This window comes from Glycomyces tritici (genome assembly GCF_030403505.1).
On the sequence record NZ_JAUEMJ010000004.1, the window covers coordinates 85,852 to 106,672 of the forward strand.

Here is a 20,821-nt window from a genome sequence, read left to right on the forward strand (position 1 = left end):
CGGTTGTAGACCTCGTCCCCGGCCACGCCTCGATCACCAGTCCCTCTGCATGTCGGCGCGGCGCGCCGCCACGGCCGAACCCGATTCGCGCCGCGACATCCGCCGCAGCAGCCTGGGCGCCAACGCCATCGAGGCCACCGCCCACAACGCGAGCACGGCGAACATGGTAACGGTGCGCCATTCGCCGCCGATCTCCACGGCCGCCATCGCGTCCGGCAGCAGCGCGTGCCGCATGCCCAGGCCCATCCAGTAGATCGGGAAGACCTGCCCGACGCCCTGCAGCCAGCCCGGCAGGGCCGTGATCGGGTAGAAGATCCCGGAGATCGCGATCAGGCCCATGATGGGGAGCATGATGAGGCCCATGTTCCGCGGGTTGTCGAGGAGCGCCCCGATGACCGCGCCGATCGGCAGCGCCGCGATGAGCCCCATGAGCAGCACGGCGACGAACATCAGCCACCGGTCGGGGGTCCCGAACTCGAGGCCGTCGAACAGCGGCAGGCCCACGGCGAGGAGCACCACGACCGTGACGCAGATGAACAGCGCCGTGGAGACCAGGTGCCCGACGAGGTAGCCGGTCATGCCGCCGGGCATGGACTTGGCGCGCAGGAGCGTGCCGTTGGTGCGGTCCATCGCGAGCGCGCCGACCATCGCGGTGATGCCGCCGAAGACGACGTTCATGCCGATGAGGCTCGGCATGTTCATGGAGCCCAAGGAGACCGGTGCGCCCTCGAATTCGGCGCGCTGCATGAACAGGAGCACGACGATCGCGATCCCGGTGGGCATGATGAAGCCCATCAGGTCCCCCGGGGAGGTGAGCGAGATCTTCGTCTCGATCAAGCCCCGCTTCCAACCGGTGCGGTACTCGTGGAGGGTGTTGGTGCTCATCGAGTGGCCTCCTTGAAGGTGTCGACGGCGGTCGCGGCCTCGCCGGCCTCGAACTCGGCGACCAGCTCCAGGTAGGCGTCCTCGAGGCTGGCGCGGCGGATCTCGAGGTCGGTGACCCGGCCGTCGTCGGTGGCGAGGAGCTTGCGCACGAAGTCGGTGGCGTCCTCGGTGGCGTGGATCTGGAGCTGCCCGTCCTGGACCCACTTCACCTCGGCGGTGGTCGCGGCGGCGCGGGCGAGCTGGTCGGGCGAGCCGTCGGCGATGATGCGCCCGCCCGCGAGGATGAGGATCCGCTCGGCCAGCTTCTCGGCCTCGTCGAGGTCGTGGGTGGTGAGCAGGATCGTGGTGCCGTCGAGGTCGGTGAGCCGGTGGATGAGCTCGTGGAACTCCCGGCGGGCGTGCGGGTCGAACCCGGTCGTGGGCTCGTCGAGGAACAGCAGGGACGGGCGGCCGATGATGCCGAGGGCCACGTCGAGGCGGCGGCGCTGGCCGCCCGAGAGGGTCCGTACGCGCTGCCCGGACTGGGCGGCGAGGCCGACCATCTCGAGCAGCTCGTCGGCACCCCAGGGCTCGGCGTACGGCCGGTAGTACTCGGCGAAGTGCGCGACGATGTCGCGCACCTTCCACTTGCCGTTGTCCCGCCATTCCTGGAGGACGACGCCGAGCTGGGCGCGCCAGGCCTCGCCGCCGTTCGCGGGGTCGACGCCGAGGACCGAGACGCGCCCGTCCGAGCGGGCGCGGAAGCCTTCGAGGATCTCGATGGTGGTGGTCTTGCCCGCCCCGTTGGGGCCGAGGAGGGCGGTGACCCCGCCGGGCTCGATCTCGAGGTCGAGCCCGGTGAGCACGTCCTTGTCGCCGTAACGCATCCGGAGGTCGGATACGGCGATGGCGGGCCCGTCGTGAGCCGGGGGGTGTCCCATGGTTCATCTCCGCAGTATCAGTTCGCTAATCGATAGCATACATACTACATCTTGGCGTACAGCTCCGTCGAACCGAATAACGACGAGGGCCGCCCATCAGGAGATGGACGGCCCTCGCGGTGCGGAGAGTGGAGCCTAAGTGCGCCGCTTCTCGCCCGAGCGGGCCAGGAAGCGCTGCAGGAGGATGAAGGCCAGCAGGAGCACGCCCATGACGATCCGCGCCCACCACGAGGAGAGTCCGCCGTGGAAGGCGATGAGCGTGTTGAGCAGGCCCCAGACCATGACGCCCGCGACGGTGCCGAGCACGAACCCGGCGCCGCCGGTGAGCAGCGTCCCGCCGATGACGACGGCGGCGATCGCGTCGAGTTCGGCGCCGATGTTGGCCAGCGGGTTGGCGCTCTTGGTCGCGAACGCGGCCAGCACCCCGGCGAGGGCGGCGCAGAAGCCGCTGATCGCGTACACGCCGATCTTGGTGCGCGCCACCGGAAGGCCCATGAGCAGCGCGGACTGCTCCGAGCCGCCCACGGCGTAGACGCCGCGCCCGAACCGGGTGTAGTGGAGGACCACGAAGGCGATGATGACGACCGCGAACGCGATGAACGACAGGTACGGAAGCCAGAAGCCGCCGTCGCGGACCTTCCCGCCGAACTCGACGTGGGTCATGCCCCACTGCCAGAAGTCGACCTCGCGCATGGACACGTCGGTGTCGGAGATCTGGAGCGTCAGGCCGCGGAACAGGAAGAGCCCCACGAGGGTCGCGATGAACGGCTGCACGTTGAAGTAGTGGATGACGGCCCCGATGAGCAGCCCCCACACCGTGCCGAAGGCCAGCACCAGCACCATCGCCAGCGGCGCCGAGACGCCCGCGTCGACGGTGAGCCAGGCGCACGCCATCGTCGAGAACGCCATCACCGAGCCCACGGAGAGGTCGATGCCGCCGGAGAGGATCACGAAGGTCATGCCGATCGCGATGACCAGCAGCGGCGCGTAGTCGATGAAGAGGCCGGCGAGGACCTGCGGGCTGTCGAAGTTCCGGAAGTTCGCGATGCCGCCGAGGTACATCACGACGAGCAGCACCACGGTGGCACCGATCGGGATGTACTTGGTGAGCCCGTCGAACAGGGTCGAGCGCGCGGGGCGCTCGGTCAGTGTCTCGGTGGTCATTTGGCCGGTACCTCCTCGGCGGGCGCGGGCGCGGAGACTTCCGGCTTCGGCTTGAACGGCTTCAGGATCCAGCCCCGGAACTCGGGGCTCTGCAGCAGCGCGACGGCGAAGACCACGATGGCCTTCGCGGTGAACTGCCACTGGCTGGAGAGGCCGACGTTGATGATGGTGTCCTCGAGCGTGCCGATGATGACGACGCCGATGGTGGTGCCCAGCAGGTAGAACCGGCCGCCGAGCAGCGCGGTGCCGCCGATGACCACGGCGAGGATCGCGTCGAGCTCGATCCACAGGCCGCCGTTGTTGGCGTCGGCGCTGCCGAGGTTGGCCGCGCCGATGAGCCCGGCCAGGCCCGCGCACAGCCCGCACACCAGGTACACGAGGACGGTGATGCCCTTGGACCGGATGCCCGCGAGGCGGCTCGCCTCGGGGTTGCCGCCGACGGACTCGAGCAGCATGCCCAGGGCGGTCTTGCGGGTGAGCAGGGCGATCGCGGTGAACACGAGCGCGGCGATCCAGATGGGCAGCGGGATCGTGAGGATCTCGCCGCGGCCGAGCTGCGTGAACGGGCTCGAGTCCTCGACCTTCGGGATCTGGCCGCCGGTGATGAGCTGCGCGATGCCGCGCCCGGCGATCATGAGGATGAGGGTGGCGACGATCGGCTGGATGCCGAAGTACGCCACCATGGTCCCGTTCCACGCGCCGATCACGGCGGTGACGAGGAGCGCGACGGCCACGGCGGTGAAGATGAGGCCAGCGGCGGACTGGTCGGGGGCGTCGATGATCATCTGGCAGGCGATGGCCGCGCCGATGGCGTAGACCGCGCCCACGGAGAGGTCGATGCCCTTGGTGGCGATGACGAGCGTCATGCCGAGCGCGATGAGCAGCAGCGGCGCGGAGCGGCGCAGGATGTTCACGAACGCGCCGCCGAGGCGGCCGTCGTTGACGCTCGGGACGATGAAGTCGATGCCGGTGGCGACGATGTTGACGACGATGAGCGCCAGCAGGATCAGCACCGGCCACATGAGGCGCTTCGCGTAGGCGTTCATCGGTCCCCGCCCTTCGCCACGATGGTGTCGACGATCTTCTCGGTGGTCATGTCGGCCTCGGATTCGAGCACGGCGATGAGTTCGCGGTCGCGCAGGACCGCGATCCGGTCGGAGAGGCGCGTGACCTCGTCGAGCTCGGCGGAGACGAACAGCACCGCCATCCCGTCCGCGGAGAGCTCGGCGACGAGCTTCTGGATGTCGGCCTTGGCGCCGACGTCGATGCCGCGCGTGGGCTCGTCGAGGATGAGGAGCTTGGGCTCGATGAGCATCCAGCGGGCCAGGAGCACCTTCTGCTGGTTGCCGCCCGAGAGGTTCTTCACGGGCATGTCCGGGTTCGCCGGGCGGATGTCGAGCTTCTCGATGAACTCGGCGACGAGCTTGTCGCGGCGGGCCACCGGGATGGACCGGGCCCAGCCGCGGGCGGCCTGCATCGCCAGGATCATGTTCTCGGCCACCGTGAGGTCGCCGACGAGCCCTTCGGTCTTGCGGTTCTCAGGGCAGAACGCGATGCCGCGCGCGGCGGCGGTGCGCGGGTTGTGCCCGCCCATGCGGGAGGCGGTGCTCTCGCCGTCGAAGTGCAGCGACCCGGAGTCGGCGCGGTCGGCGCCGGCGATGAGCCGGATGGTCTCGGTGCGCCCGGAGCCGAGCAGCCCGGCCAGGCCCACGACCTCCCCGCGGCGCACGGTGAGGTCGTACGGGGCGATGGAGCCCTTGCGGCCCAGGCCGGTCGCGGTGACCAGCGGCTCCTCGTCGGCGACGTGGTGCGCGGCGGCGGCCCGCTCGATCTGCTCGAGCGTGGCGGCCTCGCGGCCGAGCATGTGCCCGATGAGGTCGTTCTCCGGCAGGTCCGCGGTCGCCCATTCGCCGACGAGCTTCCCGTTGCGCAGCACCGTCATCCGGTCGGAGATGTCGTAGACCTGCTCGAGGAAGTGGGAGATGAACACCATCGCGGTGCCCTTGGCGGCGAGGCGGCGCATGACGCCGAGGAGGACGGCCACCTCGTCGCGGTCGAGCGAGGAGGTCGGCTCGTCGAGGATGAGGACCTTCGACTCGATGTCGACGGCCCGGGCGATCGCGACGAGCTGCTGCATGGCGATCGAGTAGGAGGACAGGGGCGCGGCGACGTTGAGGTCGATCCCGATGTCGTCCAGGAGCGCCTTCGCCTTGCGGCGCATGGCGCGGAAGTTGATGAACGGGCCGACGCGCGGTTCGCGCCCGGCGAAGAGGTTCTCGGCCACCGACAGGTTGTCGGTGAGGTTGACCTCCTGGTAGACCGTGGAGATGCCGGCGGCCTGGGCCGCGCCCGGGCTGTGGAACCGGACCGGCTTCCCGTCGAGCAGGATGTCGCCGGCATCCGGGTTGTGGACGCCCGTGAGCACCTTGATCAGTGTGGACTTCCCGGCACCGTTCTCCCCCATGACGGCGTGGATCTCTCCTGGCCTGAGGGTGAAGTCCACGCCGTCGAGGGCGCGGACACCGGTGAAGTCCTTTCTGATCCCGGTCATCTGGACGATCGGGTCGTCAGACATGGGATGAGACCTTCGCTTTGGATTGGAGCACTCTGGGGTCGGTGCGCTGCGGGATCGGCATTGTCCGGGCGGGCCTCGCGGGCCCGCCCGGACGGAGGGGGAGTGCCGTTAGAACTGGCGGTTCGGGAGCTCGGCCTCGAACTGGGTGGCGTCGAAGACGCCCTCCTCGACCGGGGTGAACTTCTCGACCTCGTCGCCGGCGACGACCGACTCGAGGACCTCCATCAGCTGCGGGCCGAAGGCGGGGTTGCACTCGACGATGTAGTTGAGCTTGCCGTCGACGCCCGCCTGGAAGCCGGCGGTCGAACCGTCGACGATGATGATCTGGATGTCGGTGCCGGGGACCTTGCCGGCCTCTTCGATGGCCTGGATCGCGCCGAGGCCCATCTCGTCGTTGTGGGCGTACAGCAGGTCGATGCCGTCGAGGCCGTGGGTGGTGATGAAGGTTTCCATGACCGCCTTGCCCTCTTCGGCGGTGAAGTTGCCCGACTGGGAGTCGACGATCTCGTAGTTCAGGCCTTCGGCGTCGAGGACCTCGAAGAACCCGGCCTTGCGGTCGTTCGCGGGAGCGGAGCCGGTGGTGCCCTGGAGCTCCAGGATCTTGGTGCCGTCGGCGTCGTCCGCGAAGGTCTCGGCCGCCCATGCGCCGGCCTTGCGGCCCTCTTCGGCGAAGTCGGAGCCGAGGCGCGTCACGTACAGGTCCTCGTCGGCGGCTTCGACACCGCGGTCGGCCAGGACGACGGGGATGCCCGCGTCCTCGGCCTCCTGGAGGACGTCGGTCCACCCGGTCTCGACCACCGGTGCCAGGACGATGACGTCAACCTGCTGGTTGATGAAGCCGCGGACGGCCTCGATCTGCTTCTCCTGGTCCTGCTGGGCGTCGTTGAACTTCAGCTCGTGGCCCGCGGCCTCGGCCGCGTCCTGGATGGACTTCGAGTTGGCGGTGCGCCAAGCGGATTCGGCGCCGACCTGGGCGAAGCCGATGACGAGGCTGCCGTCGTCGCCGCCGCCTTCAGAGCCGCCGTCGTCGCTGCCGCAAGCGGCCATGGTCAGGAGGAGTGCACCGGCGCCGATGCCGGCGAGAGCTTTTTTGAACACGTGGGGGTCGCCTTTCAAGCGTGTTGAATATGAGGGTTTTCGATATTTGCGTGAACGCATGTTACCGCTCATATCCTGACCCGTGTTATCGCTCTCGTCAAGCTGGAACCCCTGCGCAGAGCAGTAACGATTTCACAACACGCCGGAAAGAAACCTGCTCATTTCCCCCTCGATCAACCCGGCAAGCGGTAACTCGCCGCTTCCCGCGCCGGGCTTCCAGAGCACGTCGCCGCCCGGGCTGGCACCTTCGGCGCCGCTTGCGAGCCGTCGATTCGCACAGCGGGCCAGGACGAACAGCAGGTCGGACAGGCGGTTGAGGTAGGTGACCGGCACCGGGTGCGTCGTGTCCGGCTCGGCGTCGAGCAGCGCCCACACCGACCGCTCGGCCCGCCGCACCACCGTGCACGCCTGGTGCAGCAGCGCCGCGCCCGGCGTCCCGCCGCGCAGGATGAACGACCGGAGCGCCTCCAGATCGGCGTTGCACTCGTCGATCCAGCCCTCCAGGCGCGTCACGTACGAGTCGTCGATGCGCAGCGGCGGGTACTTCGGGTCGGGCGACACCGGCGTCGCGAGGTCGGCGCCCACATCGAACATGTCGTTCTGGACCGCGAGCAGGATCTCCCGCTCCCGCTCCCCGATCTCGCCCTGGTGCAGGGCGAGCGCCGCGCCGATCACCGCGTTCGCCTCGTCCACGTCCCCGTAGGCCGCGAGCCGGACATGCGTCTTCGGGACGCGGGAGAAGTCGGCGAGACCGGTCGTGCCGTCGTCGCCGGTCTTCGTATAAATCCTGGTGAGATTGACCGCCATGCACCGACCATATAGCCTCGCCCCATGGCAAAAGTCACGGTAATCGGTTCGGGACTCATGGGTTCCGGGATCGCGCAGGTCACGAGCCTGGGCGGCCTGGACGTCACACTGATCGACACTGACGCGGGCGCACTCGACCGCGCGCAGGCGGCGATCCGCGGTTCACTCGACCGCTTCGTAGCGAAGGAGAAGGTCACCGCAGCGGACGCCGAGGCGGCCGTCGACCGGATCTCCGTCGCCACCGACCTCGAGGCCGCCGCGGGCTCCCAGATCTGCGTAGAGGCCGTCTTCGAGCGCCTCGCGGTCAAGCAGGAGGTGTTCCGCAAGCTCTCGGCGATCTGCTCGCCCGAGACCGTCTTCGCGACGAACACCTCGGCCATCCCGATCACGGAGATCGCCGCCGCCGCAACGCATCCCGAACGGGTCGTCGGCACCCACTTCTTCTCACCGGTCCCCATGATGCAGCTGTGCGAGCTCGTGCGCGGCATCCACACCACCGACGAGACGCTCGCGGCGGCCCGCAAGTTCGCCGAGACCGCCGGGAAGACCTGCGTCGTCGTCAACCGGGACGTCGCCGGGTTCGCGACCACGCGCCTCATCTGCGCCCTCGTCAACGAGGCGGCCCGGCTCGTCGAAGACGGCGTGATCTCCGCCGAGGACCTCGACACGGCCTGCCGGCTCGGCTTCGGGCACCCGATGGGCCCGCTCGCCACCGCCGACCTCACCGGCATCGACGTGATCACGCACGCGACCGAGAACATCTACGAGGACACCGCCGACCCGCAGTTCTTCCCGCCCGCGCTCCTGCGCCGCCTCGTCGCCGCCGGCGAGATCGGCCGCAAGAGCGGCAAGGGCTTCTTCGACTACCCCTCGTAACGAAGCGAGTTGTCCACAGGCCTGTGGACAAACGAGAACGGCGCTGACCAGGGGGGCAGCGCCGTTCGCTACCGCTTCGCTACTTCGCGGCGAGGGTCGCGCGCGCCGGGGCGAGCACCTTCTCACCGGCGCTCGTCACGGTCATCGCCAGCTCGACCGAGGTCTCGTCGAGCTTGCGGACCTTGCCTTCCACGACCACTTCGGCACCGCCGTCGGCGGGCACCACCACGGGCTTCGCGAAACGCGCGGAGAAGTCCGTGAGTGTCGCGTCGATCCCGGCGCCGGCGGCCCATTCGCGCACCGCGCGCGAGACCAGGCCCATCGTGTACATGCCGTGGGCGATCACATCGGGGAGCCCGGCGGCCTTCGCCGCGGCCTCGTCCTGGTGGATCGGGTTCTGGTCCCCGGAGGCGTCCGCATAGGCGACGAGGTCGGCCCGCGTCACGGGGAACGCCGTGGTGAACACGGTCTCGCCGACGGCCAGTCCGCTCAGACTCATGCGGGGTCTCCAGCCACGAACAGGGTCGTCCACACCTCGGCGGCCAGCACATCGCCGTCCATGACGTCCGTGCGCAGCGCGAGCAGGTCGTTCCCGGCGACGGACTTGATCGACTCGATGGTCGAAGCGCACGACACGGCCGCGCCCGCCCGCAGTTCACGGTGGTACGCGAAACGCTGCTCTCGGTGCAGGACGCGGCTCCAGTCGAGCCCGAAGTCGGGGTCGTCAATGAGCCGCTCCGCCGCGGGCAGCGTGAGCGATATCAAGAATGTGGGCGGAACCGTCCCGTCGTCGTCAAGGCCGAGGGCCTGGGCGAAACGGGTCACCGAATCCGGGGTGATGACCACCGGTTCGGTGGGCGGCAAGGACCGGCCTGCGTACGAAGTGTTGAGCATGTACCGGAGCGGGGAAGACTAGCGGGTCTCTTTGTGGACCTGCGAGGTCTTGCAGCGCGGGCAGTACTTCTTGAGCTCGAGCCGGTCGGGGTGGTTCCGCCGGTTCTTCTTCGTGACGTAGTTGCGCTCCTTGCACTCCACGCACGCCATGGTGATCTTGGGGCGGACGTCAGTAGCCTTGGCCACGATGAGTGCCTTCCTCTAACTCGACCCGCCGGGCGGCGGACCGTTCTTGAACAAAACAAAGCGTCGACCAGCATATCTCGGTGGTCGACGCTTTACAAAAGTAGCGATGGGCAGGATCGAACTGCCGACACAACGATTATGAGTCGTTTGCTCTACCACTGAGCTACACCGCCGTGCGCTCACTGCCACCAGATGGCTCTGTGTGAGCAGTACGGCACTTCGCTGAAAACTGGCTTGAAGTGCTTCCGAGCCCCCATGCGGAATCGAACCGCAGACCTTCTCCTTACCATGGAGACGCTCTACCGACTGAGCTATAGGGGCGATCGCGAGGCTTCCCTCGCGGCCTTGACAAGAGTACATGACGGGCCGCCCAGAACGAACGCGGGGCCCGCCTTGCGGTGCGGGCCACAGTAGTGCGGCCGGGGCCCCTCCTAGACCACCCGGAGGCGGCTCTGACCACGTCCGCCGTCCTGCTGGGCGAGCCACGCCGCGAAGCGGTCGGCCGGCAGCGGACGCGAGAAGTAGTAGCCCTGACCGGCCTCGCACTGCAGCCCGCGCAGCTGCTCGACGGTCTGGTGGGCCTCGATGCCCTCCGCGACGACGTCGATCGCGAAGTGCCGGGCCAGGCCCAGGACCGCCTCCACGATCGCGCGGTCGTCCGCGTCGGTCGCCATGCCCTGCACGAACCGCAGGTCGATCTTGATCTCCTGGACCGGCAGCCGCCGCAGGTACGCGAGCGAGGAGTACCCGGTGCCGAAGTCGTCCACCGAGAGGCGCACGCCCATCTCGTGCAGCCGGTCGAGCGCCGGCGTGAGCCGCGGCTCCCCCGAGACCACGTCGTCCTCGGTGATCTCGAACGTCAACCGCTCCGCAGGGACCCCGTGCCGCTCCAGGAGCGCCGCGACCTTGTCCGGGAAGTCCGCGTCGGCGAGCGTGCGCGGCGACAGGTTCACCGCCATCGGCAGCGCCCCGTCCTCACCGGCCCATTCGGCCGAACGCCGCAGCGCCTCGTCCAGCACCGTCTCCGTGAGCTGCCCGAGCTGACCGGTCGACCCGGCGATCGGAATGAACTCCTCCGGCGCGACGAGCCCGAACGTCGGGTGCGGCCACCGCACGAGCGCCTCCGCGCCCATGACCGCCCCGGAGTCGCCGAGGGCCCGGTCGAGCCGGACCTTCGGCTGGAAGTGCACTTCGAGCTGGCCGCGGTCCAGCGCCCGACGCAGGTCGGAGGCGAGACCGATGCGGCGCAGGCTCTCCGATTCGAGGCCCGAGTGGTAGAGCTGCACGCCGTCCGCCGCGTTCTTGGCCTGCCTGGTGGCCCCGTCGGCGCGCTTGAGGAGCTCGTCGGCGTCCGCGGCGAAGTCCGGGTGCGTGACCACGCCGACGGCCGCTGAGAGGCTCACCGCGACCCCGCCGACCTCGAACGGCCCCTGGACGGCCGCGCGCAGCCGCCGCGCGGTGTCGAGCGCCTCGTCGGTCGAGGCGAGGCGGGTCTGGAGGATGAACTCGTCGGAGTCGATGCGGCCGAGGAACGACGCCGCGGGCGCGTGGTCCTTGAGGCGCTTCGCGAACTCCTTCAGCGCAGTGTCGCCGGCCTCGTGGCCGAGCGCGTCGTTGATCTCGTGCAGCGAGTCCACATCGAACATGAACACGGCGACGACCTCGCCGGGAACGGTGATGGAAAGCGCCTCTTGGAGGGCTTCGAGCGAACGGCGGCGGCTGGCCATGCCGGTGAGGGGGTCGTGGTAGGCGTCGTAGCGGAGCTGGTCGGTGAGCCGGGAGTTGTCGACGGCGACACTCACATGGGCGGCGACCGTCTCCAGCAGCTGCAGGTCGACCGGGAGGAAGCTCGACTCCTGGCCGCCCATGCGGTCGGCGACCGAGAGGCAGCCGTAGACGTCGTCGCCGGCGCGGAGCGGCACCAGCATCACGTTGCGGAGGTCGGCGTCCTCAAGGAGGGCCCGCTGCTCGGCGGTGGCGTTCTTGATGCCCAGGAGCATGGACTCACCGCTGGCGATGACCTCCCGCTGGAAGACGACCGGGACGGGGTCGAGGTCGGTGAGGCCGACGTCGTCGGCTCCCGCCGTGAGGCGGATCTCGGAGTAGCGGCCTTCGGCGGGCACCCACACGGTGGCGGCCTCGGCGGCGAGGATCTCGCGGAGGCGTCCGAGCATCGCATCGATGAGCCGGTTGGAGCGCACCGAGTCCGAGACGAGCTGGGTGAAGTCGTTGAGCTGGGTGAGCACCTGGCGCTGCCGCCGGAGCGCGATGTAGTTCCGTGCGAAGTAGAGCATGGCGACGGTGACGATCCCGACGGGGACCGCGGTCCACAAAGTCGCTTCGAAGAGGATGAGCACGAGGACGCCGGTCGAGGCGGCGAGGACGGGGCCGACCATGTTCAGCAGGAAGCCCGACCAGGCGTTGAGGAGGCTCTTCCAGCCGTCGATGATGAGCAGCATCACCGAGATGAAGACGGTCGTGACGACGCCCGCGATGATGGTGGCGCCGATGAGGACGAGCCAGGTGTAGGGGTCGGCCGCGCCGCGCAGGCCGACTGCGGCGACGAACACGGTCGCCGACGCCGCGCCGAGCGTGGTGAGCGAGGTGTTGAAGAGCGGCTTGAGCGCGCCGATGTCCTGGACGACGTAACGCCGCGCGTAGACGAAGAGCGAGGCGGCCAGCCGGGTCGCGATGACCCAGAACGGGTCGAGGTAGAACAGTGCCAGGACGAGGGGGATGTCCGCGAGGCTGTAGGCGATGCGGTGGTGCCGGAAGTACTGGATGATCAGCAGCGAGTGCGCCGCGGCGAATCCGACCGCGAAGAGCGCGAGCTGCACCGGCGGGCTGCTGTCGGGCAACCCGAAGCGGACGAGCGTTCCCGCGATCAGCGCGAACGGAAGCGCGGTGAACAGCCAGGGCAGGATCCTGAAGATCTGGGGATGGCGCTGGCGGATCATCGACGGCCCCGGCGCACGGCGCTGATCGCGGGACCGTCGCTAGGACAGTTCGCCGGCGTTGGCGATCCCCAGCGCCGTTGCGCCATCGGGCTGCGCGCTGGAGAGCTCGCCGGCGTTCCCGCCGTTCGCCACCACGTCGGCGGAGGCCGAAGAGGCGGCCCCGGCGATGATGCCGAGCGCGAGGAGACCCGCGGAAAGCGCAGCGCCGAGCTTCTTGAAAAGTTTGACCGGTTTCACGAGGCCTCCCGTGAGGTGTGGGAATGTGCTGTCAAGGGGACCAGTAGAGCCCATGGTGCCACAGTCCGCAGGCCCTGGGGAAGGCTTGGGACCGTGATTCTCGCGCTCTTTCTGGTTCAACCGTACGGGTGAGCACGGCTCATGACCATTCTCTCCGATGCCCGCACGAGCCTTGCTCACGGGTCGGGTGTTCGCGCGCCTACCCGCAGGCACCCCTATAGGTTAGGCTCGCCTTACTCAAGAACATGATCGTAGTTCGACAAAGGAATGCGCACATGCCAGCAGACACCGCCGCTGCGAACGGCCCGGCCGACACCGGTACGACCCTCTTCTCGGCCCGGATCCGCGAAGCCTCCTGGTCGCGCCATCAAGGCCTCGACCCCTCGGCCGACGCCGATGCGATCAAGGCCCCGGGCGTGTTCGACCGGCTCTTCGACGGCTCGCTGAGCGTCGGCGACTACACGCGCTGGCACGCCCAGCAGTACTTCGTGTACGAGGCGATCGAGGCCGCGGCCGCGCGCTTCGCCGACGACCCGGTGGCGGGGCCGTTCGTGTTCCCTGAGCTGGCGCGCGTTCCCGCGATCGAGGCGGACCTGCAGTTCCTAATGGGACCGAAGTGGCGCTCAGGGATCGAACCGCTCCCGGAGACGAGGGCCTACGTGGACCGGATCGACGCGGTGACGGCCGACTGGCCCGGCGGCTACATCGCCCACGCGTACACCCGCTACCTGGGCGACCTCTCCGGCGGCCAGGCCTTCGGCAAGGCCGCCCGCCGCAACTACGGCTTCGAGGCCGCGGGCGCGTCGTTCTACGAGTTCGCAGACATCAAGAGCCCCAAGGCGTTCAAGGAGGAGTACCGCTCGCGGCTCGACGGAGTCGACCTCGCCGAGGCCGACCGGGCGCGCGTCATCGAGGAGGTCCTGCTGGCCTACGACCACAACGGGGCGGTGCTCGCGGCACTCGGCGAGGGCCTGGACCGCAACCCGTTCGAGCCGAAGGTGGTCGCCGCGATCTGCCACCACATGAACACCGACCACGCGGCGGACACGCTCGTGATCTGCCGGGGCGCGGGCGGCAGGCGCGATGCAGCGACGGCCCGCATGACCGGCTTCGACGGCGAGGGCGCGGATTTCGCGGTGGTCGTGGACGGCGCCGAGGCGGCGGTCCGGGTCGAGTGGGCCGCTCCGCTGTCGGAGCGGGCCGAGGTGCGGCCGGAGATCGTGCGGCTGTTCACCGAGTCGAAGGCCACGCTTCTCGACGAAGCGCGCGAGTCATGAATCGGCACTTCCTGACGTCTCGCGAGTCATCAATCATCACGGTGAACGCGTGACCACTACCGCCCGGGAATGTCCTGATTGTCGCGACACGCCGGGCGGTGACGAATCTCGCGCGAGCGTCGCTCGCGGCGCTACCGTGTGGCGGTTGCCAAGCCCACGGCCGGCCGGCCCCCCGGGACTCCGAGTCCTCCGCCGCCGCCGATGGGCACCGCCACGAGCCGTGCCGCTTCACGGCTCGCCAGCTTCATCAAGGGTGAGTACGCATGTCCGACACCGGACCGGTATCCGCCGACCAGATCAGGCGTCACGCCGCCCGGCCGCACCGCACGAGGGGCCAGCACCGCGCCTCGTGGGCCGCAGAACTCTCCCCGCTGCTGGCGGGGACGCAACGCCGTTACACCGCCGTCGTCGGCTCGGCCGTGGCCGGGGCGTCGATCGTCGCCATGGCGACGGGGGCCGGGTTCTCCTCCGAAGAGAGCGAACCCGGTACGTCGCAGGCGGTCGCCGACATCGCGGCGCTCGCCGCCGAGGCGAGCGTCCCGGAGACGGGGTCGGACGGCGGGTCCCCTGCCGATGCGCCGCTGGGCGCGGCGACGGCCGAGGAGGTCGTGATGTCGGAGCGGACGTCGCCGGTGACGGGGCAGGACGCGCAGATCAAGTGGGAGCCGATGCTGGACAACATCACGATCACGTCCTTGTTCGGGCAGCGCTGGGGCCGCAACCACAACGGGGTCGACTTCGACGCCGCGACCGGCGACCCGGTGTACGCCGCGTATCCGGGCACGATCACGCACGCCGGGTGGGAGACGGGGTTCGGGAACCTCGTCATCATCGACCACGGCGACGGCGTCGAGACCTACTACGCGCACAACTCCGAGGTGCTCGTGGGCGAGGGCGACTGGGTGGACGCGGGCGGGCAGATCGCGAATGCGGGCAACACGGGCCGCTCGTTCGGCTCGCATGTGCACTTCGAAGTGCATGTGAACGGCGAGCCGGTGGAGCCGCTGAGCTACCTCGCGGAGGTCGGGCTCGACCTGCGCTGAGGCGGCGGGCAGGAGGGCGTACGGGCGGCCCCGGGTACCCTCCCTATCCCACCTTCTCCACTACCAGTGAAAAGGACACCATCCCACACGGGTACGACAGTGAGCGACGCTCACAATTTGCTGACCGGTGCGAGCCTGAGGATGACCCATTTCGGTTCGCCGTCGCCGAAGTCGATGCGCGCCTGGGCCCTGGGGCCCGAGCCTTTGAGCTCGACGACACGGCCGAGGCCCCACTTGTCGTGGGTGACCCTGTCCCCCACGTCGAGTGACGGAATGTCCGCGGCGTTGCGCATGACGATCGGCGAGCCGAAGTTCGCGGTCGACTTCGGCTTCACGACGCGCGGCGGCGGCGCGGACTCGGACCATTCGATGAGGTCGCCCGGGATCTCGGCGAGGAAGCGGCTGGCCGCATAGTACTGCGGCTGCCCGAAGATGTTGCGGGTCCCGGCGCGGGTCAGATGCAAGTGCTTCCTGGCGCGGGTGAGCCCCACGTACGCGAGGCGCCGCTCCTCCTCCATGTCGCCGGGCTTGTTCATCGACCGCTCGTGCGGGAACAGGCCGTCGTCGAGGCCGGTGAGGAACACCGTGTCGAACTCCAGCCCCTTCGCGGTGTGGAGGGTCATCAGCGTGATGACCCCGCCCTCCTCCGCCTCGGGGTCGGGGATCGAGTCGGCGTCGGAGACGAGCGCGACGTGCTCCAGGAACGACGGCACGTCGGCGGTGAGGTCGGCTTCGTCGGCCTCGGTGGTGCCGCGCACGACCGACTCGGTGAACTCGTGGGCGACGGCCACGAGCTCCTGCAGGTTCTCGATGCGGCCCTCGTCCTGCGGGTCCTTGGACTGCTCCAGGCCCTCGAGGTAGCCGGTGTCCCCGATGAGCTTGTCGAGCACCTCTTCGGGCGGGGCGGTCTTCGCGAGTTCCGTTGCCGCGTCGATGATCTCGCAGAACCGCTTGATGCCGGTGCGGGCGCGGCCGGAGACCCCGGGGGCCTCGTCGACGCGGTGCAGCGCGGCCGGGAAGGAGAGCCGCAGCCTGGCCGCGAGCGCTTCGATCTCGGCGACGGCGCGGTCGCCGACGCCGCGCTTGGGCGTGTTGACGACGCGCATCGCCGAGACCGTGTCGTCGGGGTTCGCGGTGAGCTTCAGGTACGCGAGCATGTCGCGGACCTCTTTGCGCTCGTAGAAGCGCACGCCGCCGACGACCTTGTACGGGATGCCGCGGCGCACGAACACTTCTTCGAACGCGCGCGACTGGGCGTTGGTGCGGTAGAAGATCGCGGCGTCGCCGAAGCTGGTCTCGCCGGCGTCGACGAGCTCGTCGATCCGGTTGGCGACCCAGGCCGCCTCGTCGTGCTCGTTGTCGCCGGTGTGGCCGAGGATCGCCGAGCCGGGGCCCTCGTCGCTCCACAGCCGCTTCTCGCGGCCGCGCTCGGTGTTGTTGCGGATGACCCCGTTGGCGGCGTCGAGGATCGTCTGGGTGGAGCGGTAGTTCTGCTCCAGCAGGATCGTCTTGGCGTCGGGGAAGTCCCGCTCGAACTCGATGATGTTGCGGATGGTGGCGCCGCGGAAGGCGTAGATCGACTGGTCGGCGTCGCCGACGACGCACAGCTCGGCGCGGTCCTCGCCGGTGCCGACGAGTTCGCGCACCAGCGTGTACTGGGCGTGGTTGGTGTCCTGGTACTCGTCGACCATGACGTGCCGGAACCGCAGCCGGTACGACTTCGCGACCTCCGGGAACGCCTGGAACAGGTGCACTGTGGACCCGATGATGTCGTCGAAGTCGACGGCCTGGGCGAGGCGCAGGCGCTCGGTGTACTGCCCGTACACGTCGGCGACGAGCTTCCCGCGGGCGTCGTCGGCCTTCGCGGCGGCCTCCTCGGGGCCGATGAGCTCGTTCTTCAACCGGGAGATCTCGGCGGCGAACCAGCGCGGCGACTGCTTCTTGGAGTCGAGCCCGAGGTCCTTGACGATCTGGGTGAGGAGCCGGCGGGCGTCGTCGGTGTCGTAGATCGTGAAGCTGGACTTCCAGCCGAGCCGGTGCGCCTCGCGGCGGAGGATGCGCAGGCACGCGGAGTGGAAGGTGAGCACCCACATCGCGCGCGAGCGCGGGCCGACCAGGGCGTCGACGCGTTCGCGCATCTCGGCGGCGGCCTTGTTGGTGAAGGTGATGGCGAGGATCTCGCCGGGGTGGGCGCCGCGCTCGGCCAGGAGGTGGCCGATGCGGTGGGTGAGGACGCGGGTCTTGCCCGAGCCCGCGCCCGCGACGATGAGCAGCGGGGATCCGGCGTGCTCGACGGCTTGGCGTTGCGGTTCGTTGAGGCCGGTCAGAAGGTCGTTCATCGCGTTCAATTATGCCGCAGCTTGCAAGGCATCACGGAGGCGCAGTTGCCGCGCCGGGCACGACGGTGGTCTTCCAAGGCCCGGCTACGGCGCGGCGTCACTCTTGAGAGCGGTCTGCGGCTTAGAGCGGTCCGCGGCCGGAGCGCAGGACGAGCATCGCGATCTGGATGCCGTCGTCGCCGAGGGCGGAGCGGTACTTCTCGAGGATGGCGCGTTCGCGGTCCAGGACCAGGCGGGTGCCGCCGTTGGCCATGCGGATCTCGCCGACGCGCTTGGAGACTTCGGCGCGGCGCTGCCACAGGCGGATGATCTCGGCGTCCAGGGCGTCGATCTCGGTGCGCAGGTCCTGGAGTTCGTCAGGTGCGATTTCGGCGGATGCGGTCATCAGGGCTTCTCCTTAGAGCGATGCGTGTATCGAACTCCGGGCGGTAGCCGCCTCGCGGCGGCGCTGGCGAGCCGTACATTTGCCCAGGCGTGAAAAAAGCCCCGGGCTGTTCGCCCGGGGCCGGTAGGTCGGTGTGTCAGCGCGACGACCTACGGCTCGGACGGTTCCGGCCGTAGTAAAAGTAAAATCGCGCGCTCTGAGTCACGCGGCAAGTATGCCACACGCCCGCCGGTGTGACCAGCGGGCGTGTGGCGTTTGTCGCAGTGTTCAGTCGCTGTTAAGCGTCCGAGCCCCAGTCCGCGCGGGCGGCGCGGCGGCGCATGAGCACCATCGCGGCGACGCCGGCGAGCAGGACCGCGCCGCCGACGGTGGCGACGGTGGTCAGGCTGGAACCGGTGACGGGCAGCTGCGGCTTCGGGGACTCACTCGGGACCTCGTCGACGGTGATCTCGAAGGGGATCTCGAAGTAGAACTCCTCGGTGAACTCCTCGGCGAGGATGAGGCGCTGGCCCTCGACGTCGGCGCCGTCGGCGTCGACCGGGACGAAGGTGCGGCCGGCCGGGGTGGTCCATTCGACGATGTCGGTGATGATCGTGACCGATGCGGTCTCGGCCTTGTCGAACTTCACGGAGAAGACCTGGCCGTCGGTGAGGGTGGTGAGCTCCTCGCCGTTCTCGTCGACGACGGTGGCGCCTTCGGGCTGCTCGAAGCTGAGCGAGTCGATGTTGGTGTCGACGGTGAACGGGCCGACGGTGGTGCCTTCGACCTTGGCGTCGGTGGCGTCGTAGTCGAAGTAGGGCTCTTCGGGCTCCTCGACGGGCGCGGAGTTCTCGAGCAGCCAGGCCTGGAGCGCCGGGACGATCTCGTCGGCGACGTCGTCACCGGTCGGGTCGGTGGCGTCGAGGGTCCAGCCGTCGGTCAGCGACCAGATGGCGGACTGGGTGGCCGCGTAGGCCAGCTGGTCCTGGGTGACGTCGCCGTAGTCGTCGCTCGCCAGGCCCGCCTCTTCGAGGAGCTCGCCGGCGTTGGTGCCGTCGTAGCCGGCGAGGAGGACGCCGAGGACCTTCGGGAGGTCTTCGACGGGGACGTCGTCCCACGGGCGCTCTTCGTGGAGGTACTGCTCTTCGAGGTCGACCTCGAGCTGGATGCAGTAGACGGTGCGGTACTCGCCGTCGCCGGTGTCGAGGGCGATCATCGAGGCGTTCGGCTCCTTCTCCTCACCGCCCGCGGTGCCGTACAGCTCGATGCCGTCGTCCTCGATCACGACGTTGCCGGCGGCGAGGATTCCCGCTTCCTCGTCCTGGGCTTGAGCGGCGGTGACGCCGGTGAGGCCGAGTGCGACGCCGGCAGCAGCGGCCATCGTCCCTTTCAGGGCTTTGGTCATCATTGGTTGAAGTCCCTTTGCTTTTCCGAGGGATTGACGCGGTCTGAGGGTGCTTGCGAGTCTTGAATCGGTACCGACTCTTCATGCGACACGTTAGCGGCACGCTGCCGGTTGCATTCGGCGGCAGGAAATCTCCGAGCTGGGTTTCGACTGCGCGGCAAGGGAAATGGCGCGAGCTCGGAGAGCCGCGCCACTATAACGATTCGGTATAGGCCGGGCCGTCGGCGAAGGACGGTGGCGAGTGGGTACCGGTGGGACGGAAGTGGCCGGGGCCAGGGGGGATCGCTTCCCCCGGCCCCGGCCGCACCATGCACCGGGCTTTCTTGGAACCGCGGAGCGCGCCCGGGTCCGGACCGTTCGACGTGGTCCGGAACGCTCCTGCGGCAGCGGGCGCTCGCCATCGGCAAGCGGGCGCCCGCATCCTTCAGGTCTTAGTGGTCGGAAGCCTTGCGGCGCTTGCCCAGCGCGATCACGGTCATGCCGCCCACCAGGAGCGCCAGGCCCGCCGCGAAGGCGACGCTCAGGGTCGAACCGGTGACGGGCAGCTGCGGCTTCGGCGGGGCGCTGGCCTCCGGCGGCGCGTCGAGGGCGAAGCGCCATTCGGCGGGGACCTCGCCTTCGCGCGGCTGCGCCAGGATGAGCTTCTGCGAGTCGCCCACGGTCATCGGGTTGACCGCGTCGTCCGAGAGCGCTTCGTCGGTGGTGGCCAGGAAGACCCGGCCCACCGGCAGGTCGTAGGCGGCGGTGCCCTTGACGGTGATCTCGTTCGTGTCCTCGTCGAGGACGATCCAGAACTCCTCGCCGTCCTTGCGGGACTCGACCGCGTCGCCGCCCTCGGTCTCGAGGCGGCCGCCTTCGGCGGTGAGCTCGACGGGGCCGGCGTTGGAGCGGATCGTGTAGGGGCCGAAGCGCCCGTCGACGAAGGTCGCCGACTCCTCGCCCTCGAGGTCCACGGTGAACTCGGACGGGTCCGGGACGCGCCCGGTGTCCTCGGTGAGGTGCTCGTAGACCGCGAGGACCGCCTCGTCCTCGCCGCTGTTGCCGCCCTTGACCGGGTTGTCCGCCAAGAGGTCCCAGGCGTCCGTGAAGTGCCAGACGGCGGCCTGCGTGCCCGCGTAGGCGACCTCGGCGACCTCCTCATCGGACCAGTCGGGGTTCACCTCGCCGCCGGAGGTCTCGATGAGCTCCTCGGCGCCCACGTTCGGGAAGCCGTTGAACAGGACCCAGCGGACCTCTTCGAGGTTCGCGACCTCCGACTCCTCCCAGTCGCCCTCGGTGTAGGGGCTCTCGGTGTCGAGCGGGGTGTGGATGTCGATGCAGTAGACGACGAGCGTCTCCTCGCCGCCGTGCGGCTTGAGGCCGAGGACGTTCGCCCACACGTCGTAGCGCTCCTCCGCGAACCGCCCGCGCAGCTCCAGGCCGGGGGCGGTGACGATGTCGCCGGAGACCGGCTCGGGCTCCTCGGCCCGGGCGGGGGCGCCCGCGGCCGTGCTCATGAGAGCGGCGGCGAGGAGCGCGGCGGTGCCCGCGAGCGGAGTGCGGATCGTCTTGAGTCTCATCGTGGTTCGGTCCTCCTGGGAGCGGACTTGAGGCGGCAGGTCGTGAGTGGAGTGCCGGGTCGGCCTGACAAGAGGGGAAACGAGACGACCCAGAGTGACGGCGCGGCCACTCATCCGAACGATGTGCAGAACCCGCCGAAAGTACGATCCCAAACCAGGGCAATGGTCGCGTCTCACCCTTGCGCAACACGCGAACGCGACCCGGACCCGTCAGACAGGCGCTCTATAGTCGAAG

The 20,821-nt window shown here is 69.2% G+C and carries 19 protein-coding genes and 2 tRNA genes; 3 read left to right on the plus strand and 18 right to left on the minus strand.

Annotation, left to right across the window (positions count from 1 at the left end; genetic code table 11):
* Nucleotides 1-33 precede the first annotated feature (33 nt).
* From QWI33_RS14430 to QWI33_RS14460, 7 genes are all read right to left on the minus strand, one after another.
* On the minus strand, nt 34-885 hold the full coding sequence (locus tag QWI33_RS14430; RefSeq protein ID WP_289957853.1) for an ABC transporter permease: 852 nt from the start codon (nt 883-885) through the stop codon (nt 34-36).
* A complete protein-coding gene (locus tag QWI33_RS14435; protein ID WP_289957854.1) occupies nt 882-1,805 on the minus strand; it encodes an ABC transporter ATP-binding protein in 924 nt (307 codons plus the stop codon). Before QWI33_RS14435 ends, QWI33_RS14430 begins: the two co-directional genes overlap by 4 nt.
* Before the next feature lie 135 nt (nt 1,806-1,940).
* Nucleotides 1,941-2,969: an ABC transporter permease subunit gene (locus tag QWI33_RS14440; RefSeq protein WP_289957855.1), complete on the minus strand. Its 1,029-nt coding sequence runs from the start codon at nt 2,967-2,969 to the stop codon at nt 1,941-1,943.
* Nucleotides 2,966-4,015: an ABC transporter permease gene (locus tag QWI33_RS14445; protein WP_289957856.1), complete on the minus strand. Its 1,050-nt coding sequence runs from the start codon at nt 4,013-4,015 to the stop codon at nt 2,966-2,968. Before QWI33_RS14445 ends, QWI33_RS14440 begins: the two co-directional genes overlap by 4 nt.
* A complete protein-coding gene (locus QWI33_RS14450) occupies nt 4,012-5,544 on the minus strand; it encodes a sugar ABC transporter ATP-binding protein (protein ID WP_289957857.1) in 1,533 nt (510 codons plus the stop codon). Before QWI33_RS14450 ends, QWI33_RS14445 begins: the two co-directional genes overlap by 4 nt.
* A gap of 108 nt (nt 5,545-5,652) precedes the next feature.
* Entirely contained in the window at nt 5,653-6,642 is a 990-nt protein-coding gene (locus QWI33_RS14455; RefSeq protein ID WP_289957858.1) for an ABC transporter substrate-binding protein, read from the minus strand.
* A 132-nt stretch (nt 6,643-6,774) separates the two neighbouring features.
* Nucleotides 6,775-7,449 (minus strand): cob(I)yrinic acid a,c-diamide adenosyltransferase, encoded by a 675-nt coding sequence (locus QWI33_RS14460; protein ID WP_289957859.1) that lies wholly within the window; start codon nt 7,447-7,449, stop codon nt 6,775-6,777.
* 24 nt (nt 7,450-7,473) lie between these two features.
* On the opposite strand from QWI33_RS14460, the gene QWI33_RS14465 reads away from it, so the two are divergent.
* Nucleotides 7,474-8,325 carry a 3-hydroxyacyl-CoA dehydrogenase family protein gene (locus QWI33_RS14465; protein ID WP_289957860.1) on the plus strand — a complete coding sequence of 284 codons (852 nt, stop codon included), beginning with the start codon at nt 7,474-7,476 and terminating at the stop codon, nt 8,323-8,325.
* A gap of 79 nt (nt 8,326-8,404) precedes the next feature.
* On the opposite strand, the gene QWI33_RS14470 is transcribed toward QWI33_RS14465, so the two are convergent.
* The 7 genes from QWI33_RS14470 to QWI33_RS14500 all read right to left on the minus strand — a co-directional run bounded on the left by QWI33_RS14470 (nt 8,405) and on the right by QWI33_RS14500 (nt 12,599).
* Nucleotides 8,405-8,824 (minus strand): MaoC/PaaZ C-terminal domain-containing protein, encoded by a 420-nt coding sequence (locus QWI33_RS14470; protein ID WP_289957861.1) that lies wholly within the window; start codon nt 8,822-8,824, stop codon nt 8,405-8,407.
* Nucleotides 8,821-9,219: an FAS1-like dehydratase domain-containing protein gene (locus QWI33_RS14475; RefSeq protein ID WP_289957862.1), complete on the minus strand. Its 399-nt coding sequence runs from the start codon at nt 9,217-9,219 to the stop codon at nt 8,821-8,823. The genes QWI33_RS14470 and QWI33_RS14475 overlap by 4 nt, the downstream gene beginning before the upstream one ends.
* Before the next feature lie 18 nt (nt 9,220-9,237).
* Complete coding sequence (gene rpmG, locus QWI33_RS14480; protein ID WP_270116154.1) at nt 9,238-9,405, minus strand: 50S ribosomal protein L33; 168 nt, start codon at nt 9,403-9,405, stop codon at nt 9,238-9,240.
* Nucleotides 9,406-9,506: 101 nt separating this feature from the next.
* Nucleotides 9,507-9,578, minus strand: a tRNA-Met gene (locus QWI33_RS14485).
* A 75-nt stretch (nt 9,579-9,653) separates the two neighbouring features.
* A tRNA-Thr gene (locus tag QWI33_RS14490) sits at nt 9,654-9,726 on the minus strand.
* Nucleotides 9,727-9,836: 110 nt separating this feature from the next.
* Complete coding sequence (locus tag QWI33_RS14495) at nt 9,837-12,362, minus strand: putative bifunctional diguanylate cyclase/phosphodiesterase (protein WP_289957863.1); 2,526 nt, start codon at nt 12,360-12,362, stop codon at nt 9,837-9,839.
* A gap of 39 nt (nt 12,363-12,401) precedes the next feature.
* Nucleotides 12,402-12,599, minus strand: coding sequence for a hypothetical protein (locus QWI33_RS14500; RefSeq protein WP_289957864.1), 198 nt, complete (start codon nt 12,597-12,599; stop codon nt 12,402-12,404).
* A gap of 275 nt (nt 12,600-12,874) precedes the next feature.
* On the opposite strand from QWI33_RS14500, the gene QWI33_RS14505 reads away from it, so the two are divergent.
* Complete coding sequence (locus QWI33_RS14505; RefSeq protein WP_289957865.1) at nt 12,875-13,876, plus strand: biliverdin-producing heme oxygenase; 1,002 nt, start codon at nt 12,875-12,877, stop codon at nt 13,874-13,876.
* A 263-nt stretch (nt 13,877-14,139) separates the two neighbouring features.
* Complete coding sequence (locus QWI33_RS14510; protein WP_289957866.1) at nt 14,140-14,919, plus strand: M23 family metallopeptidase; 780 nt, start codon at nt 14,140-14,142, stop codon at nt 14,917-14,919.
* 110 nt (nt 14,920-15,029) lie between these two features.
* Here the strand turns inward: QWI33_RS14510 and pcrA are convergent, their stop codons facing one another.
* The 4 genes from pcrA to QWI33_RS14530 all read right to left on the minus strand — a co-directional run bounded on the left by pcrA (nt 15,030) and on the right by QWI33_RS14530 (nt 20,586).
* Nucleotides 15,030-17,258: a DNA helicase PcrA gene (gene pcrA, locus QWI33_RS14515; protein WP_289957867.1), complete on the minus strand. Its 2,229-nt coding sequence runs from the start codon at nt 17,256-17,258 to the stop codon at nt 15,030-15,032.
* Nucleotides 17,259-17,379: 121 nt separating this feature from the next.
* Nucleotides 17,380-17,643: a chorismate mutase gene (locus QWI33_RS14520; RefSeq protein WP_289957868.1), complete on the minus strand. Its 264-nt coding sequence runs from the start codon at nt 17,641-17,643 to the stop codon at nt 17,380-17,382.
* 277 nt (nt 17,644-17,920) lie between these two features.
* Nucleotides 17,921-19,030 (minus strand): Cys-Gln thioester bond-forming surface protein, encoded by a 1,110-nt coding sequence (locus QWI33_RS14525; RefSeq protein WP_289957869.1) that lies wholly within the window; start codon nt 19,028-19,030, stop codon nt 17,921-17,923.
* A 428-nt stretch (nt 19,031-19,458) separates the two neighbouring features.
* The gene (locus QWI33_RS14530; protein WP_289957870.1) at nt 19,459-20,586 is read right to left on the minus strand and encodes a Cys-Gln thioester bond-forming surface protein; all 1,128 of its coding nucleotides are present in this window, start codon (nt 20,584-20,586) and stop codon (nt 19,459-19,461) included.
* Between the last annotated feature and the right edge of the window lie 235 nt (nt 20,587-20,821).

Coding starts and splice junctions, on each gene's coding strand:
- QWI33_RS14465 (WP_289957860.1), top strand. CDS start 7,474: ATGGCAAAAGTCACGGTAATCGGTTCGGGACTCATGGGTTCCGGGATC.
- pcrA (WP_289957867.1), bottom strand. CDS start 17,258: ATGAACGACCTTCTGACCGGCCTCAACGAACCGCAACGCCAAGCCGTC.
- QWI33_RS14470 (WP_289957861.1), bottom strand. CDS start 8,824: ATGAGTCTGAGCGGACTGGCCGTCGGCGAGACCGTGTTCACCACGGCG.
- QWI33_RS14430 (WP_289957853.1), bottom strand. CDS start 885: ATGAGCACCAACACCCTCCACGAGTACCGCACCGGTTGGAAGCGGGGC.
- QWI33_RS14460 (WP_289957859.1), bottom strand. CDS start 7,449: ATGGCGGTCAATCTCACCAGGATTTATACGAAGACCGGCGACGACGGC.
- QWI33_RS14505 (WP_289957865.1), top strand. CDS start 12,875: ATGCCAGCAGACACCGCCGCTGCGAACGGCCCGGCCGACACCGGTACG.
- QWI33_RS14510 (WP_289957866.1), top strand. CDS start 14,140: ATGTCCGACACCGGACCGGTATCCGCCGACCAGATCAGGCGTCACGCC.
- QWI33_RS14525 (WP_289957869.1), bottom strand. CDS start 19,030: ATGATGACCAAAGCCCTGAAAGGGACGATGGCCGCTGCTGCCGGCGTC.
- QWI33_RS14495 (WP_289957863.1), bottom strand. CDS start 12,362: ATGATCCGCCAGCGCCATCCCCAGATCTTCAGGATCCTGCCCTGGCTG.
- QWI33_RS14445 (WP_289957856.1), bottom strand. CDS start 4,015: ATGAACGCCTACGCGAAGCGCCTCATGTGGCCGGTGCTGATCCTGCTG.
- QWI33_RS14520 (WP_289957868.1), bottom strand. CDS start 17,643: ATGACCGCATCCGCCGAAATCGCACCTGACGAACTCCAGGACCTGCGC.
- QWI33_RS14530 (WP_289957870.1), bottom strand. CDS start 20,586: ATGAGACTCAAGACGATCCGCACTCCGCTCGCGGGCACCGCCGCGCTC.
- QWI33_RS14475 (WP_289957862.1), bottom strand. CDS start 9,219: ATGCTCAACACTTCGTACGCAGGCCGGTCCTTGCCGCCCACCGAACCG.
- QWI33_RS14435 (WP_289957854.1), bottom strand. CDS start 1,805: ATGGGACACCCCCCGGCTCACGACGGGCCCGCCATCGCCGTATCCGAC.
- QWI33_RS14440 (WP_289957855.1), bottom strand. CDS start 2,969: ATGACCACCGAGACACTGACCGAGCGCCCCGCGCGCTCGACCCTGTTC.
- QWI33_RS14450 (WP_289957857.1), bottom strand. CDS start 5,544: ATGTCTGACGACCCGATCGTCCAGATGACCGGGATCAGAAAGGACTTC.